Raw genomic sequence first — 14,075 nt, forward strand, 5'->3', positions numbered from 1 at the left:
TCACCACGACAGATAGGTCGAGGAGGGACGCGCCGCGCGCGTTTCTAGCACGATCACGAAGGTTTCACCTGGCGAGACGGCATGGCCCCGCCTGTCGCCTCGGCCCGGCGGCCGAGCCGCGTCGCGCCGTGCGGCGACAGCACCGGCACGAAGACGCGGCGCGAGGCGCGCTGGGCGACCGGCACGCCCTGATAGAGCCGCTTCTGCGCCTCGACGACGATGACGCCCGAAAAGATCGGCCACAGCCGCCGGCCGGCGCGCTCCAGCACATTGTGGAAGCGCATCATGAAGCGCCGCCGCGATGGCGGGAAGAACAGCGCATCCGACCAGGCGGCCGGCGTGAAATTCGCCTCGCGCAGCAGTTCCGTCAGTTGCCCGCGCGAGAACGGCCGGCCATTGCCGAACGGTGTGTGCTCGAAGCGCGCCCAGACACCGCGTCGGTTGGGCACGACGATGACGACGCGCCCCGCGGGCGACAGCACCCGCCAGATCTCGTTCAGTGTCTCGCGCGGATTTTCGACATGTTCGAGCGAATGGACGAGCAGCATGCGGTCGATGCAGGAATCGACCAGCGGCAGCTCCTCGTCGAAGACCAAAGCGGTCGCCGTCGGCCCGGCTGCCGGCCAGACCACGGCACCCTGCGTCGCCGGCATGAAGGCAAAGACCCGCTCCGCATCGGAGCCGAAACGCTCCAGCCAGGGCAAGGTATAGCCGAGCCCGACCAGCCGTTCATTGGGGACAGCCGCCCATATCGACGACAGTGCCATGGTGATCGAACGCTCGGCGAACCGGCCAAGCGTTGTCGAATAGAAGGAGCGAAGGTCGACGATGTCGGAATGCATGTGAGGGATGTAGCCGCGATATCGGCGTGTTTCAACAAAAGGCCTCGAAAGAGGTCCGCGTCACGAGATGTTACTCGACATCCCTGGATGACATTCCCGCGCTGGCGCCCTATGTCTGCGGCGACAATGGAGAAAGCCGAGATGGCGGTCGAAATCGAACAGTTCATGTGCCGGAGCGACAATTTCGGCGTGCTGGTGCATGACCCCAAAAGCGGGCAGACGGCGATCATCGACGCGCCCGAGGAAGCGCCGATCCTGGCCGCGATCAAGCGCACCGGCTGGACGCCGACGATGATCCTGACCACGCATCATCATATGGACCACGTCGAGGCCAATCTGGCGCTGAAGGAGCGCTTCAAGCTGCGCATCGTCGGCCCGGAGGCGGAAAAGGCCAAGATCCCCGGCATCGACGAAACCGTCGAGGAGGGCTCCGTCCTTCATCTTGGCGACGAGCGCATCGAGGTGATCGCCACACCCGGCCATACCGCCGGCCATGTCTCCTATTATCTGCCGGCATCGCAGGTGGCGTTCACCGCCGACACGCTGTTTGCGCTGGGCTGTGGGCGGCTGTTCGAATGCAAGCCGCCGGTGATGTACGACTCGCTGAAGAAACTCGCAGCCCTTCCCGCCGCGACGACGATCTATTGCGGCCATGAATACACGCTCGCCAACGCCCGTTTCGCGCTGACCGTCGACCCGACCAATTCGGCCTTGAAGGAGCGCGCCGCCAGGATCGAGGCACTGCGGGTCGACAACAAGCCGACACTGCCGACGACGGTCGGCGAGGAACTGTCGACCAATCCCTTCCTGCGCTGGCACGATCCGGCGATCCGCAAGCATCTCGGCATGGAAAAGGCCGGGGACGCCGAGGTGTTCGCCGAGATCCGCAAGCGCAAGGACAATTTCTGAGCAGCTCCGACCGATGACCAGCGCAGCAGAAATCATCGCCACCCTCGGACTGAAGCCGCATCCGGAAGGCGGCTGGTACGCGGAAACCTTTCGTGACGAGGCCGGCGGAGCGCGCGGCCATTCGACCGCCATCTATTTCCTGCTGGAACAGCACCAGCTTTCGGCCTGGCATCGGGTCAAGGACGCAGCCGAGGTCTGGCATTTCCATGCCGGCGCGCCGCTGGCGCTGTCGATGTGGCAAGAAGGCGCTGCCGTCATTGAGCAGGTGCTCGGCATCGGCCTCGCGGCCGGCGAACGGCCGCAGATCGTCGTGCCGGCGGGCTGGTGGCAGTCGGCGCGCAGCCTGGGCGAATGGACGCTGGTCGGCTGTACCGTCGCGCCGGGCTTTGATTTCGCCGCCTTCGAACTGGCCGAGCCGGGCTGGAATCCTAACCCAGCAGGAACCCCAGCGTAATCCCAAGCTGGGCTGCGTAGTACAGCACCCAGACGGCCAAACGCATCCAGGCGCGATGCGGCGAGATGGCCGCCACCAGAAATTTCTCGGTGGCCAGCAGACCGTCCGATGCCATGAACAGCACCGCGCCGCCGATGACCCAGGCGCTGTTGGTGGTCAGCGCCGCCATGCCCATCGCCAGGATCGCCACGACATAGATGGCGATCGGCACGCGCAGGCCGGGGCCGACACGGCGCCAGAGCGCGGCCAGCATGACGATGACGAACACCGCCAGTGCCAGCGCGATCGCCCCGCGCCAGGGCTCGGCCCCAAGCAGTCCCAACCCGCCGCCGCTGCGCAGGAACAGCGCGATGTAGACGATGTGGGCGACAAGGAAGCTGGCGAGCCCACCGAGAAACGCCTTTTCGCCGTCGCGCGACAAGAACGCGTCGCCCACCGCGCTGAGCGCAAGGGCCGCGACCAGCAGCAGCGGGCCGCTTTGCAGCGCCGAAAGCACGGCAAGCATCGCGACCGCGAGCGTCTTGGCCGCGGAGCGGGCGAGGCTCGGCGGCATGCCCAGCGTGAAGGCATAGATCACCGCCGCCACCAGCGAGAAGATCAGCGTCGCATTGGCATTGGCGTCGATGCCGCCGGCAAACGGCATCGTCATGCCGCAGCTCCGCTTTCGGATGCCTTGGCTTGGCTCTCGGCCTGGGCCGGCTTGCGCAGGAACAGCGACTTCGCCGCCAGGGCCGCGCCACCGGTGATGAGCACGCAGGCGGCGAGGATACGCAGCGACGGCTCGGCAACGCCGGCCGCAATCAGCACCAGCGTCGAGAGCAACGGCGCCAAGTAGCTTGCCGCGCCCAGCACCTGAATGTTGCCGCGCTTGACGCCGATGTCCCAGGCATAGAAGGCCGCACCCACCGGCATCAGGCCAAGTCCGAGCACGGCCAGCCACTGGCCCGCGCCATTTGGCAGAACGGTTTGTTCCAGCGCCAGATGGCAGACGAGCGACAGCACGGCGGTCGCCGCGCAGAACCAGGTGACGATGCTGGTCGGCACCGAGGGAAAGCGCCGTGACAAAAGCGAATAGGACGACCAGAGCAGGGCGCAGACGGCCGCCATGGCGTAACCGAAGGCGTAGCGCGCATCGAAGGCCAGCCCGCCGCCCTTCGTGACGATCAGTACGGTGCCGGCCAGGCCGAGCAACGCGCCGACGACATGGTTCCACGCCAGTTTTTCGCCCGGCATAAGGGCGGAGCCAAGCACGATCAGCAGCGGCCACAGATAGGCGATCAGGCTCGCCTCCACCGCCGGCGCGTTGCGCAGCGCTGTGAAATAGAAAAAGTGGTAGCCGAACAGGCCGGCAATACCGATCAGCCAGACCTGCGGCGGTATTTTCTGGCTCCTCTCGGCGGCCGGCATGAACAACCGCGCGACAAGGCCGACGCCGGTGCCGATCGAGAAGGTGAGCGCCGACAAAAGGAACGGCGGCACCTTGCCGGACGCATCGGTGAGCAGCGCCAGAAGCGCCCACATGGCGACCGCTGAAAAACCGATCAGTGTTGCGCGCCCCATTCCTGCCCCCGACGGCGCACCGAGGCGCCCACCACAATCTCGGGAAACCGCGTGGCGGTGGTCGCCCCGAAATTGCGTAAGATTACTCGACTGCTTCGAACCGTCTCGCGCTTATGGTCAGCGGACCGATCTGGGTCCCTACCGTAGCGTGGATCGGCGCATATACGCCGGTTTGGCCGAGCGGTGCAAACGTCACCATCATCCGGCTTTTGTTCCTGAGATAGTTCAGCGCCTTGCGGCCCTTGCGATAGCCGGCCACCGGCTCGAAACCCATCCGGCAGGTGATGGTGTCGCCCTTGTAGCCCGGCACTGAGATGGTGCCTTTCGAATCATAGGTCAGCGTCAGGTCGGCGCGCATCTCGCCATCATAGAACTTGACCGTGCGGCCGCAGACCTGATCGAGGCTGTCGGCGTGGATGACGGTGGCGGCCATCGGATCGAGTACCGATGCCAGGTCGCCGGCGCCGATCGGCACCCAGTCGTTGGGATCGCGCTTGCCAGGCGCCGGGATGACCTGCGTCGAGGTGACGGCGCCGTTGGCAAAGCGAATGTCGATCGCCGACACCTTCTTGCCGGAGGTATAATCGGCACGGAACGCCTGGGGCACCATTTTCTTGCCGGAAATCGTGCCCTTCGACGAGACCGTGCCGCGCGTGTCGTCGAATAATTTGGCGAGGCCCGCAGCCGTCACGCTACCTTCGATCGCGTAGGCGCCGTTCTCGTAATGGCTGGAGAAGGTCGATTTCGCGATCGAGAGACCAAGGAATGACACCGTGTACTCACCCTTGAACGACTGCGGCGAGGCAGCCGACGCGGCGGACGGCAAGGCGACGGCGAGCACGGCAACAAGCGCGTGAGACAAACGAAGCATGGCGGGATCGGGTCCTTGATTTTCGGCCGGAGGCGGGCGACTCCGGTCTGGCGTGTCCCTATGAGACCGCTTATAGGATGAAATCCGGCCTTAATATGAAATGCCGGGCGCTTCCGTGGCGAAGCCGGAGCTTGACGCCCCGGTGAAATGCAACTATGGAACGCCAACTTTTTCCATAAGGCCGCCTGACCAGAACCGCGCGCCACCCGGCGTGGGCACAAAGGTTTGGCAGGTCCCGAGAGAATTGAAGGTTAGAATTATGTCCCGCACCTGCGAACTCACTGCCAAGGCAGTCCAGACCGGCAACAATGTGAGCCACGCCAACAACAAGACCAAGCGTCGCTTCCTGCCGAATCTCGTCAATGTGACGCTGATCTCGGAAGCGCTGAACCAGAATGTGCGCCTGCGCATTTCGGCCAACGCGCTGCGTTCGGTCGAACATCGCGGCGGCCTCGACGCCTTCCTGGCCAAGGCCGACGTCAAGGAGCTGTCGCAGCGCGCGCGCCTGCTGAAGAAGCAGATTGCCAAGAAGCTGGCCGAACAGGTCGCTGCCTGACATCGTATAAAGGCGGGGGACCGCCCGGGCCAACTTTGTTGGCCTTGAGCATCGGATGGATCCGCAAGGTTCGACAATCCGGTGCTCGACTACGAAGCGAGCAGCGCCCGATGGGCATGATGCTCCTCTGGTTCCATTACCCAGGATAAAAAAATGACTTCCCTCTCGCGATATCTGCCCTTCGTGGTCGCCATGGCGCTTGTCGTCGTGGCATCGAACATTCTCGTACAGTTCCCGATGCAGGGCCAGATCGGCGGCCTGTCGCTGGCCGACCTTTTGACCTGGGGGGCTTTCACCTATCCCTTTTCCTTCTTGGTCACCGACCTCGCCAACCGCCGCTATGGCCCTGCCGTGGCGCGCCGCATAGTCTTCGTCGGCTTCATGACGGCGGTGGTCTGCTCGATCCTTGTCCCGCCCTTCCTGTTTCGCCATGGCCTGATCGAATTCGAGACTGCGGCCGCCCGACTGGTGCGCATCGCAGCCGCTTCAGGCGCGGCGTTCCTGTCCGCGCAACTGCTCGACGTCACCGTGTTCAACCGGCTGCGCCGGCAGAGCTGGTGGCGCGCGCCGATCGTCGGCACACTGGTCGGGTCGGTCTTCGACACCATGGTGTTCTTCACCGTCGCTTTCTCGGCCGCTTTCGCTTTTGCGGGCCCGAACGACAGTTTCGCGCTCGAGACGGCGCCGCTGATGGGCGTCTTCCACGTCGAGGCCATGCGCTGGGTTTCCTGGGCGCTGGGCGATCTCTCGGTGAAGCTGATCATCGCGGTGGTCGCGCTCATCCCTTATCGGCTGCTCGCCGCTCGCTGGAGCCAGCCGGCGCTGGCCGTTTAAACCATGATCCCCTGGGTTCACCTCGATTCGGCAAAGACCGGGGATGGTGTCCAGGAACTTCGCCTCAAGCGTCGCGGCAGCGAATTCTCGATCATGCTCGGCACCAACGAACTGATGAACAGCCGCCTCAGCGGCTCCGAGCAAGCGCTGGCGAAACTGTCGTGCCAAAGGATTGCGGGCCATCGCCAGCCGAGGATCCTGATCGGCGGCCTCGGCATGGGTTTTACATTGCGCGCCGCTCTGGCCGAACTTGGCAAGGATACCGGCATCGTTGTCGCGGAACTGGTGCCGGCGGTCGTCGCCTGGGCACGCGGCCCGATGGCGGAGGTGTTTGGCGGCTGTCTCGACGACCCCCGCGTCGCCATCCATGAGACCGATGTCGGGCAATTGATCCGGTCTGGGTCCGCGACCTGGGACGCCATCCTGCTCGACGTCGACAACGGCCCCGAAGGCATCGTCCACAAGGGCAACGACGCGCTCTACAGCCTCGCGGGCCTCGGCGCCGCACGCACGGCCCTCAAGCCGGGCGGCGTGCTGGCGGTGTGGTCGCAAGGACCTGACAGCGGCTTCACGCGGCGGCTGAAGCAGGCAGGCTTCGCCGTGGAGGAGGTCAACAAGCGCGCCAACGGCAAGCGCGGCGCGCGCCACGTCATCTGGATCGCCACCAACGGCTCCCGGGAAGGCGCCTGACCAGATCGAATCCGCCCAAACCGAACCCGCCGTTGAAAACGCTTCAGCTTGGCAGTTGGACCGCTTCTCAGTCCTGGTGCAGGACGAATTCCAGGTAGAGGTTGCGCTGCAGGATCGAGTGGTTGTCGTCGGAGATCAGCGACACCATCACCGCGCCGTCATCGCGCGTCCAGACGTCGAGACCTTCCATATTGTCGATCTGGTAGCCCATGTCGGCGTCCAGCAGCACGGGTCCGTCGGCGACGGCGCCCTTCTCGACACTCTCGCCATGGATGCGCCGCAGCCGCATCTTGAGCCCGCCCGCCATGGTGAAACTGCGCTCCAGCAGCAAAAGGTCGCCGTCCGGCAGGAAGGCGCCGTCGGTGATGTCGAAGTCGCCGTTGCGCTTGACGGTGAAGACGCCCTTGTGCGGCCCTTCGATGATGGCGGCGTAGATGTTGCCGGCTCTGTCGAGGCTTTTCTCTGACACCACGACCAGACCGCCCTGATGCTGGCCGTTGGCATTGGCATGGGTAACGGTCTCGAAGCCGCGATTCTGGCGCAGCTCGAGCGCCGGCACCAGGAAATCCAGCTGCCGGTACGGCGCCTTCATATCAGTCGGATCGATCTTGAACTGGGCGACGCGGTGGTTGCGCTCGAAGCCGACGGTGGCGATGCCATCCTTGACCGCAAGGCCTTCGGCGTCGACTTCCCATTTCTCGTCGATCGGCTGGCCGCCCTGGTCGACCATCTGCTGCATGCGGAAGTTCTGGATGCCCACGGGCCGCCTGTCGGCATCGCGGGCCACCGTGCCGAAAAACCAGTAGCCGGTGTCGGCCACGCCGATGAAATCGCTGCCCGCTTTCAGAAAGCGGAGGGCCGACAGCGCGCCGAAATCACGCGATTTCGAGGTCATTTCCAGCCCGCCGACGAATTCGAGCGAGCCGAACTGCTTGTCGGTCCGGCCAATGCGGAACTCGGTGATCGGGCGGGACGAAACCTCGATGGGTTCAACCGAGGCCGAGCCAACCGCACCGGCTGGCGCCGAAGCCACGCCGGCGAACAGGGCGATGGCGGCGAAGAGCGTTTGCCGAAACCCGCCGCGCGAAAGGATCATCCGGCGCGCCGCATGCCGCCGCGCCGCGTGTCGCGCGCGCTTTCCTCGGCAAACAGCGAGGCCAGTTGCTCGGTCATGGCGCCGGCCAGTTCCTCGGCATCGACGATGGTGACGGCGCGGCGATAATAGCGCGTAACGTCATGGCCGATGCCGATGGCCAGCAGTTCCACCGGAGAGCGCGTCTCGATCAGCTCGATGACGGCGCGCAAATGGCGTTCGAGATAATTGCCGGGATTCACCGAAAGCGTCGAATCGTCGACCGGCGCGCCGTCCGAGATCATCATCAGGATCTTGCGCTGTTCGGGCCGGGCGATCAGGCGGTTGTGCGCCCACAGCAGTGCCTCGCCATCGATGTTTTCCTTGAGCAGGCCTTCGCGCATCATCAGGCCGAGATTGCGCCGTGCCCGCCGCCACGGATGGTCGGCCGACTTGTAGATGATGTGGCGCAGATCGTTGAGGCGGCCGGGGTTCGGCGGCTTGCCGTCCTTCAGCCACTTCTCGCGCGCCTGCCCGCCCTTCCACGCCCGCGTGGTGAAGCCGAGGATCTCGACCGAAACGCCGCAGCGTTCCAGCGTACGGGCAAGAATGTCGGCGCAGGTGGCGGCGACCGTGATCGGCCGGCCGCGCATCGAGCCCGAATTGTCGAGCACCAGCGTCACCACCGTGTCGCGGAATTTGGTGTCGCGTTCCTGCTTGAAGGACAGCGGCTGCATCGGGTCGATGACGACGCGCACCAGCCGCGCCGGGTCGAGATAGCCCTCTTCCAGGTCGAAATCCCACGACCGGTTCTGCTGCGCCATCAGCCGGCGCTGCAGCCGGTTGGCCAGCCGCCCGACGACACCAGACAGATTGGCCAGTTGCTTGTCGAGGAAGGCGCGCAGCCGGTCGAGCTCTTCCTCTTCGCAAAGCTCTTCGGCGCCGACCGTCTCGTCGAAAGCGGCGGTGTAGACCTTGTAGTCGATTTCCTTCGGCAGATTGGTGAAGGGGTTGTCGTTGCGGCGCGCCTCGCCGGGCGTTTCGGCGTCGGCATCGTCGTCATCGGACAGATCGTCGGCGGTGGCGTCGGAGGCTTCCGTCTCGGACGACTGCTCGTCATCGGCCGAAGCCTCGGCGTCCTCGGACTGCGACTGCTCGGAGCCGGAATCGTCTTCCCCGCCCTCCTCGCTCTGCTCCTCGCCTTGCGGCTGGTTGTCGTCATTGTCCTCGGAATCTTCCGTCTCCTGGTCGTCGCCGAGTTCCTCGGCCATCTCCATGGAGGCGAGCATCTCGCGCACGACGCGGGCGAACGCCTGCTGGTCGTCGAGCTTGGCCGACAGGCCGTCGAGGTCAGCCTTGGCCTTTTCCTCAACCCAGGGACGCCAGAGCTCGACCAGCCGCTCGCCGCTTTTCGGGACCGCCCGGCCGGTCAGCTTCTCGCGCACCATGAGCGCCAGCGCTTCCTCGATCGGAGCGTCGGCCTTGTCCTTGACGTCGACAAGGTTGGCCTTGGCGTATTTGTCCTCCAGCATCGAGCCGATATTGTCGGCAACGCCCTGCATGGCGCGGCTGCCGATCGCCTCGACACGGGCCTGCTCGACCGCGTCATAGATGGCGCGCGCCGCCTTGCCTTCCGGCGCCAGCTTGGTGTGGATGCGCGCATCATGGCAGGCGCGCTTCAGCGCCATGGAATCGCCGAGGCCGCGGGTAATCGCGATATCGGTCTTCGATGCCTTCTTCGGAAGTTCCGGCAAGCGCGCCCGGCTGCCGGCGAGCGCCGGCCTGTCCTTGGCGAAGCCGACTTCCATGTCCTTGTCGCCGGCAATGGCGCGCATGCAGACGGTGACGGCGCGCTTGAAGCTGTCGGCTTCAGACCCCGTGTTCGACTTGTTGCGCGTGTTGTCGCCCGGACCCGCCATTATCTATCTCTATTTCGCCACAGGCTGTTGACCAAGCTGAGAGCGGAGGAGGCCAACAATCTCTTCCACCGAGATTGTAAAGTAACCGCCCTTCCCACTGTCATATGCCTGTCTCCACAGACCATATCCATGGCCGAAGCCATCTGGAATTGTACCAGTCCCCTCAAGCCCAACCACACTCTCCCTAAGCTGGTTGGCCGCTATAGGGAGGTGGGGAACAGTTTGCAGCGGCTTTCCGCCATTCGGTATCGGCGCATCGGTGATTGAAATCGACACGACCGGTTGATCTTCACCTTCCAGATTGTCGACCGCGCCTATGATCACCCGCGAGGATATCGGCGTCGCTCCGTGATACGTCCAAATCTGCCCGGGCTTGAATGGTTCATCCTGGGCCATGGCTGCCTGTCCGAGACCAAAGCAGAGGATTGAAAAACTCCACAGGAACGTCCGACGGGTTGTTCCCATGGAGTGATGTTACCCCAGCACCACGTTGGCGGCGCTCTCGGGCAGATCCTCGCCAAAGGCGCGCTGGTAGAACTCGGCCACCACCGAGCGCTCCAGCTCGTCGCACTTGTTGAGGAAGGTCAGCCGGAACGCCATGCCGATATTGCCGAAAATCTCGGCGTTCTCGGCCCAGGTGATGACGGTACGTGGGCTCATCACGGTCGACAGATCGCCATTGATGAAGGCCGAGCGCGTCATGTCGGCGACGCGCACCATCTTGTTGACGATGTCCTTGCCCTTGTTGTCGCGATAGTGCTTGGCCTTGGCCAGCACGATGTTCACCTCGTTGTCGTGCGGCAGGTAGTTCAACGTGGTGACGATCGACCAGCGGTCCATCTGCGCCTGGTTGATCTGCTGCGTGCCGTGATAGAGGCCGGTCGTGTCGCCGAGGCCGACCGTGTTGGCGGTCGAGAACAGGCGGAAGGCCGGATGCGGACGGATGACCCGGCTCTGGTCGAGCAGCGTCAGCCGGCCCGACGATTCCAGCACGCGCTGGATGACGAACATCACGTCCGGACGGCCGGCGTCATATTCGTCGAAGCAGAGCGCGACATTGTGCTGGTAGGCCCAGGGCAAGATGCCGTCGCGGAATTCGGTGATCTGCAGCCCGTCCTTGACGACGATAGCGTCCTTGCCGACGAGGTCGATACGGCTGACATGGCTGTCGAGATTGACGCGCACGCAGGGCCAGTTGAGACGGGCGGCGACCTGTTCGATATGGGTCGACTTGCCGGTGCCGTGATAGCCCGACACCATGACGCGGCGGTTGTAGGCAAAGCCCCCCAGGATCGCCAGCGTCGTTGCCTTGTCGAACAGATAGTCGGGATCGACGTCAGGCACATGTTCTGATGTCACCGAATAGGCCGGAACCACCATCTTGGAGTCGAAGCCGAATTTGTCCTTCACCGACACCGTCGTGTCGGGTAGGTTGGCGATGTCGCGATCGACCTTGTTCATATCTCTCAACGTCTCCACGGGCGAAACGTCCCGTTTCGCCGGCAATCGATTTTGTTCGGGGGCGGTCTTAGAGCCTTTTCCAACCTTATGAAAGTTGGAAAGCGACACAAACCGTAGGGTCGCTCAGCACAGGCCCGCCTGTTTGAGCACGCGATAGGCCTGCAGCACATCGCGGAACCGGTCTTCCGAACCTCTGTCGCCACCATTCGCATCCGGATGGTGACGTTTCACCAGTTCCTTATAGCGCGCCTTGATATCCTTGCCAGTCGCCTTTGTATCAAGGCCAAGCGTTTCCAGCGCCTTGGCCTCAAGCGGCTTGGCCTTGCGCTCGCGCGCCTCGCGCGGATCCTTCGGCCCCTTGAACAGGTCGAACGGGTCGCGCATGCGGTTGTAATAGCCGGCACGGCCGGAGCGCATCTGCGCCATATCGGGTGACGAACGTGTCGAGGCGCCGTTGACACCCATCTTCCAGGTCGGCCGATGGCCGGTCATGGCCTCCTTCTGGAAGCGCGCGACCTCGGTGTCCGGCACGCCGGAGAAGTAGTTGAAGCCCTTGTTGTACTCGCGCACATGGTCGAAGCAGAAGCGGAAATACTCGCCCTCCTTCATGCGCCCCACCGGCGCGCGATGGGTGCCAGGCTCCTTGCAGCCGTCCCACTGACAGATCGGCGAGTGCGACTTCAGCTCCGCATCCTTCTCCGGGCGGATGCGAATCTTCTCGAAATATTTGGGATACGGCTTCATCTCACCCATTTATGGGGCGTTCGCAGATGCGAAACAAGAATTGACATTTTCGCGATCATCGCCCTAACCGCTGAATCGCGGCTTAAAGCAGGCGAATGGCGGATTTAGTTGCGCAATAGCGGCCCCCAGGCTGGCGCGCCAGCCATATGTGGTGAACGGAGACGGCAATGTCCATACAGGCGACCATGGAAGACAAGCTCAACAAGGCATTTTCGCCGGAGCGGCTGGTCATCATCAACGAAAGCCATCTCCACGCCGGCCACCATCACCATGGCTCGGACCACCATGGCGCCTATGACGGCACCGGCGAGACGCATTTTCGCGTTCGCGTCGTCTCGTCCGCCTTTGCCGGCATGAGCCGCATCGACCGCCACCGCGCCGTCAACGAATTGCTCGCCGACGAACTGAAGGCCGGCGTTCATGCATTGGCGATCGAACCGGCGGCGCCCGGCGAAAAGATCCGCTGGTAGCTCAATCCGCCCCGACCCTCCGCGGCGCGGTCAGATCACTGCTTCGATAAGGAACGGCCCGCGCCGTGACAGGGCGCTGTCCAGCAGCGCGTCGAACCGCTCGCATGTGTCGGCGCGCGCCGCCTCCACGCCCATGCCCTTGGCCAGCGACACCCAGTCCAGCGCGGGATGATCGAGGTCGAGCATGCGCCGTGCGTTCTCGCCGATCGCGTTGACGCCGACATTCTTCATCTCGCCATGCAGGATCGCGTAGGTGCGGTTGGAAAAGACGATCGTCACCACGTCGAGATTTTCCCGCGCCTGCGTCCACAGGCCCTGCACCGTGTACATGCCGCTGCCGTCGGCCTCCAGATTGATCACCTTGCGGTCGGGACAGGCGATCGCCGCTCCTGTCGCCATCGGGATGCCGCCGCCGATCGATCCGCCGGTGCCCATCAGGTAGTCATGCGGCGCGGCAAAGGCCGACAGGGCGAAGAAACGCCGGGCCGAAGTGACTGCTTCGTCGCAGACGATCGCATTATCCGGCAGCTTGCGCGCCACTGACAGCGCGATGGCGTCTTCCGTCAGCCCGCCGCTCGGCGCGGCCTCGTCGGGAAAAGCGGTTGCGAAGTCAGTCGGTTGCGATGGTTTGACGCCGAGTTCGTCGCGCAGCGTTTCCAGCGCCGCATGCAGGTCCTGCCCATGGGCAGCGAGCGTCAGCACCTGGCAGCCGTCGCGCACAAGCCGTCCCGGTTTTCCCGGATAGGCGAAGAAGGCAACCGGCTCCTTGCCACCGACCAACACCAGCACGTCGATATCCGCCAGCAGCGCCGTCGCCGCATCGATCGGATAGGGGATGCGTGTCGGCGCGACGCGCCCGCGCCCGCGCTGCATCCGGGCGATCAGGACCTCGCTGAACAGGCGCACATCGCAGGCCGTCGAGATCTGGCCGGCGATCTCGAGCGCATCGGCGCGCGCCGCTCGCCCGCGAACGATCATGCCGACACGGCCCGGAGCCGCACGGATCGCCGCGGCGGTCGCGCGCACGGCGTCGCTATCGACGGCCGGTGGCGGCGAAAGGATGACCTTGCCCGGCGAGGCCGGGGCAGCATCGCCCCAGGCGGCATCCGCCGGCAGGATCAGCGTCGTGACCCCGGGCGGCGTCAGCGAGGCGCGGAAGGCCGCCTCCGTGGCCAGCTGGACATCGGCCGGCCCGGCGATGCGGCGAACCCAGTTGGACATCGGCGCCGCCAGGCCTTCGATGTCGCTGGTGAGCGGCGCGTCGAGCGGCAAATGATAGGAAGCGTGGTCGCCGACGATGTTGATCGTCGGGCTGAACGCACGCCGGGCGTTGTGCATGTTGGCCAGCCCATTGGCGAGGCCCGGACCGGTGTGCAGCAAAGTCGCTGCCGGGCGGTCGGTCATGCGCGCATAGCCGTCGGCCGCGCCCGTCACCACGCCCTCGAACAGGCCAAGCACGCAGCGCATCTCAGGCTTGCGATCGAGTGCCGCAACGAAATGCATTTCGGAGGTGCCGGGATTGGCGAAGCAGACCGTCACATCGTTGGCCAGCAGCACGTCGCACAGGACATCGGCGCCATTCATGCAATTTTTCTCCAAGTTATGAGGACCAATTGCACTTAGGGATGTCCGCACGGCAATATCCCGCCGCCGCTTTTGGCATGATCCAGTCGCAGAAGTTGGCGAGCGGAAG

General features: G+C 64.4%; 16 protein-coding genes. 6 read left to right on the forward strand and 10 right to left on the reverse strand.

Going from position 1 to position 14,075, the window contains the following annotated elements; genetic code table 11:
* Window positions 1-53 precede the first annotated feature (53 nt).
* Window positions 54-842 (reverse strand): methyltransferase domain-containing protein, encoded by a 789-nt coding sequence (locus FJV80_RS12495; protein WP_095772250.1) that lies wholly within the window; start codon window positions 840-842, stop codon window positions 54-56.
* 141 nt (window positions 843-983) lie between these two features.
* Here FJV80_RS12495 and gloB point away from each other — a divergent pair, with 141 nt between their 5' ends.
* Both gloB and FJV80_RS12505 read left to right on the forward strand, forming a co-directional pair.
* On the forward strand, window positions 984-1,751 hold the full coding sequence (gene gloB / locus FJV80_RS12500) for a hydroxyacylglutathione hydrolase (RefSeq protein ID WP_095772365.1): 768 nt from the start codon (window positions 984-986) through the stop codon (window positions 1,749-1,751).
* 13 nt (window positions 1,752-1,764) lie between these two features.
* On the forward strand, window positions 1,765-2,205 hold the full coding sequence (locus FJV80_RS12505) for a cupin domain-containing protein (RefSeq protein WP_095787899.1): 441 nt from the start codon (window positions 1,765-1,767) through the stop codon (window positions 2,203-2,205).
* Here FJV80_RS12505 and FJV80_RS12510 read toward each other — a convergent pair.
* The 3 genes from FJV80_RS12510 to FJV80_RS12520 form a co-directional block, all read right to left on the reverse strand.
* Window positions 2,180-2,854 (reverse strand): lysoplasmalogenase family protein, encoded by a 675-nt coding sequence (locus tag FJV80_RS12510; RefSeq protein ID WP_095772248.1) that lies wholly within the window; start codon window positions 2,852-2,854, stop codon window positions 2,180-2,182. The genes FJV80_RS12505 and FJV80_RS12510 overlap by 26 nt on opposite strands.
* A complete protein-coding gene (locus tag FJV80_RS12515) occupies window positions 2,851-3,765 on the reverse strand; it encodes an EamA family transporter (protein WP_095772247.1) in 915 nt (304 codons plus the stop codon). The genes FJV80_RS12510 and FJV80_RS12515 overlap by 4 nt, the downstream gene beginning before the upstream one ends.
* A gap of 82 nt (window positions 3,766-3,847) precedes the next feature.
* Entirely contained in the window at window positions 3,848-4,636 is a 789-nt protein-coding gene (locus FJV80_RS12520) for a DUF3108 domain-containing protein (protein WP_095787900.1), read from the reverse strand.
* Window positions 4,637-4,895: 259 nt separating this feature from the next.
* Between FJV80_RS12520 and rpmB the strand changes: the two genes are divergently transcribed.
* The 3 genes from rpmB (at window position 4,896) to FJV80_RS12535 (ending at window position 6,716) form a co-directional block, all read left to right on the forward strand.
* A complete protein-coding gene (rpmB, locus tag FJV80_RS12525; RefSeq protein ID WP_010911765.1) occupies window positions 4,896-5,192 on the forward strand; it encodes a 50S ribosomal protein L28 in 297 nt (98 codons plus the stop codon).
* Window positions 5,193-5,345: 153 nt separating this feature from the next.
* Entirely contained in the window at window positions 5,346-6,026 is a 681-nt protein-coding gene (locus FJV80_RS12530; RefSeq protein ID WP_142876513.1) for a queuosine precursor transporter, read from the forward strand.
* Between the two features lie 3 nt (window positions 6,027-6,029).
* Complete coding sequence (locus FJV80_RS12535; protein WP_142876514.1) at window positions 6,030-6,716, forward strand: spermidine synthase; 687 nt, start codon at window positions 6,030-6,032, stop codon at window positions 6,714-6,716.
* A 67-nt stretch (window positions 6,717-6,783) separates the two neighbouring features.
* Here the strand turns inward: FJV80_RS12535 and FJV80_RS12540 are convergent, their stop codons facing one another.
* The 5 genes from FJV80_RS12540 to FJV80_RS12560 form a co-directional block, all read right to left on the reverse strand.
* Window positions 6,784-7,812 carry an esterase-like activity of phytase family protein gene (locus FJV80_RS12540; RefSeq protein WP_142876515.1) on the reverse strand — a complete coding sequence of 343 codons (1,029 nt, stop codon included), beginning with the start codon at window positions 7,810-7,812 and terminating at the stop codon, window positions 6,784-6,786.
* Window positions 7,809-9,707: a cobaltochelatase subunit CobT gene (gene cobT, locus FJV80_RS12545; protein ID WP_142876516.1), complete on the reverse strand. Its 1,899-nt coding sequence runs from the start codon at window positions 9,705-9,707 to the stop codon at window positions 7,809-7,811. Before cobT ends, FJV80_RS12540 begins: the two co-directional genes overlap by 4 nt.
* Before the next feature lie 9 nt (window positions 9,708-9,716).
* A complete protein-coding gene (locus FJV80_RS12550) occupies window positions 9,717-10,103 on the reverse strand; it encodes a hypothetical protein (RefSeq protein WP_246688953.1) in 387 nt (128 codons plus the stop codon).
* A 78-nt stretch (window positions 10,104-10,181) separates the two neighbouring features.
* The gene (gene cobS, locus FJV80_RS12555) at window positions 10,182-11,168 is read right to left on the reverse strand and encodes a cobaltochelatase subunit CobS (RefSeq protein WP_142876518.1); all 987 of its coding nucleotides are present in this window, start codon (window positions 11,166-11,168) and stop codon (window positions 10,182-10,184) included.
* A 123-nt stretch (window positions 11,169-11,291) separates the two neighbouring features.
* Entirely contained in the window at window positions 11,292-11,921 is a 630-nt protein-coding gene (locus FJV80_RS12560) for a J domain-containing protein (RefSeq protein WP_019861454.1), read from the reverse strand.
* A 158-nt stretch (window positions 11,922-12,079) separates the two neighbouring features.
* Here FJV80_RS12560 and FJV80_RS12565 point away from each other — a divergent pair, with 158 nt between their 5' ends.
* Window positions 12,080-12,382: a BolA family protein gene (locus FJV80_RS12565; protein WP_142876519.1), complete on the forward strand. Its 303-nt coding sequence runs from the start codon at window positions 12,080-12,082 to the stop codon at window positions 12,380-12,382.
* Window positions 12,383-12,412: 30 nt separating this feature from the next.
* Here FJV80_RS12565 and FJV80_RS12570 read toward each other — a convergent pair whose 3' ends face one another.
* Entirely contained in the window at window positions 12,413-13,966 is a 1,554-nt protein-coding gene (locus FJV80_RS12570) for an acetolactate synthase large subunit (RefSeq protein ID WP_142876520.1), read from the reverse strand.
* Window positions 13,967-14,075: the final 109 nt, after the last annotated feature.

This window comes from Mesorhizobium sp. WSM4310, from assembly GCF_007003935.1.
In the GTDB taxonomy this organism is placed as follows: domain Bacteria; phylum Pseudomonadota; class Alphaproteobacteria; order Rhizobiales; family Rhizobiaceae; genus Mesorhizobium.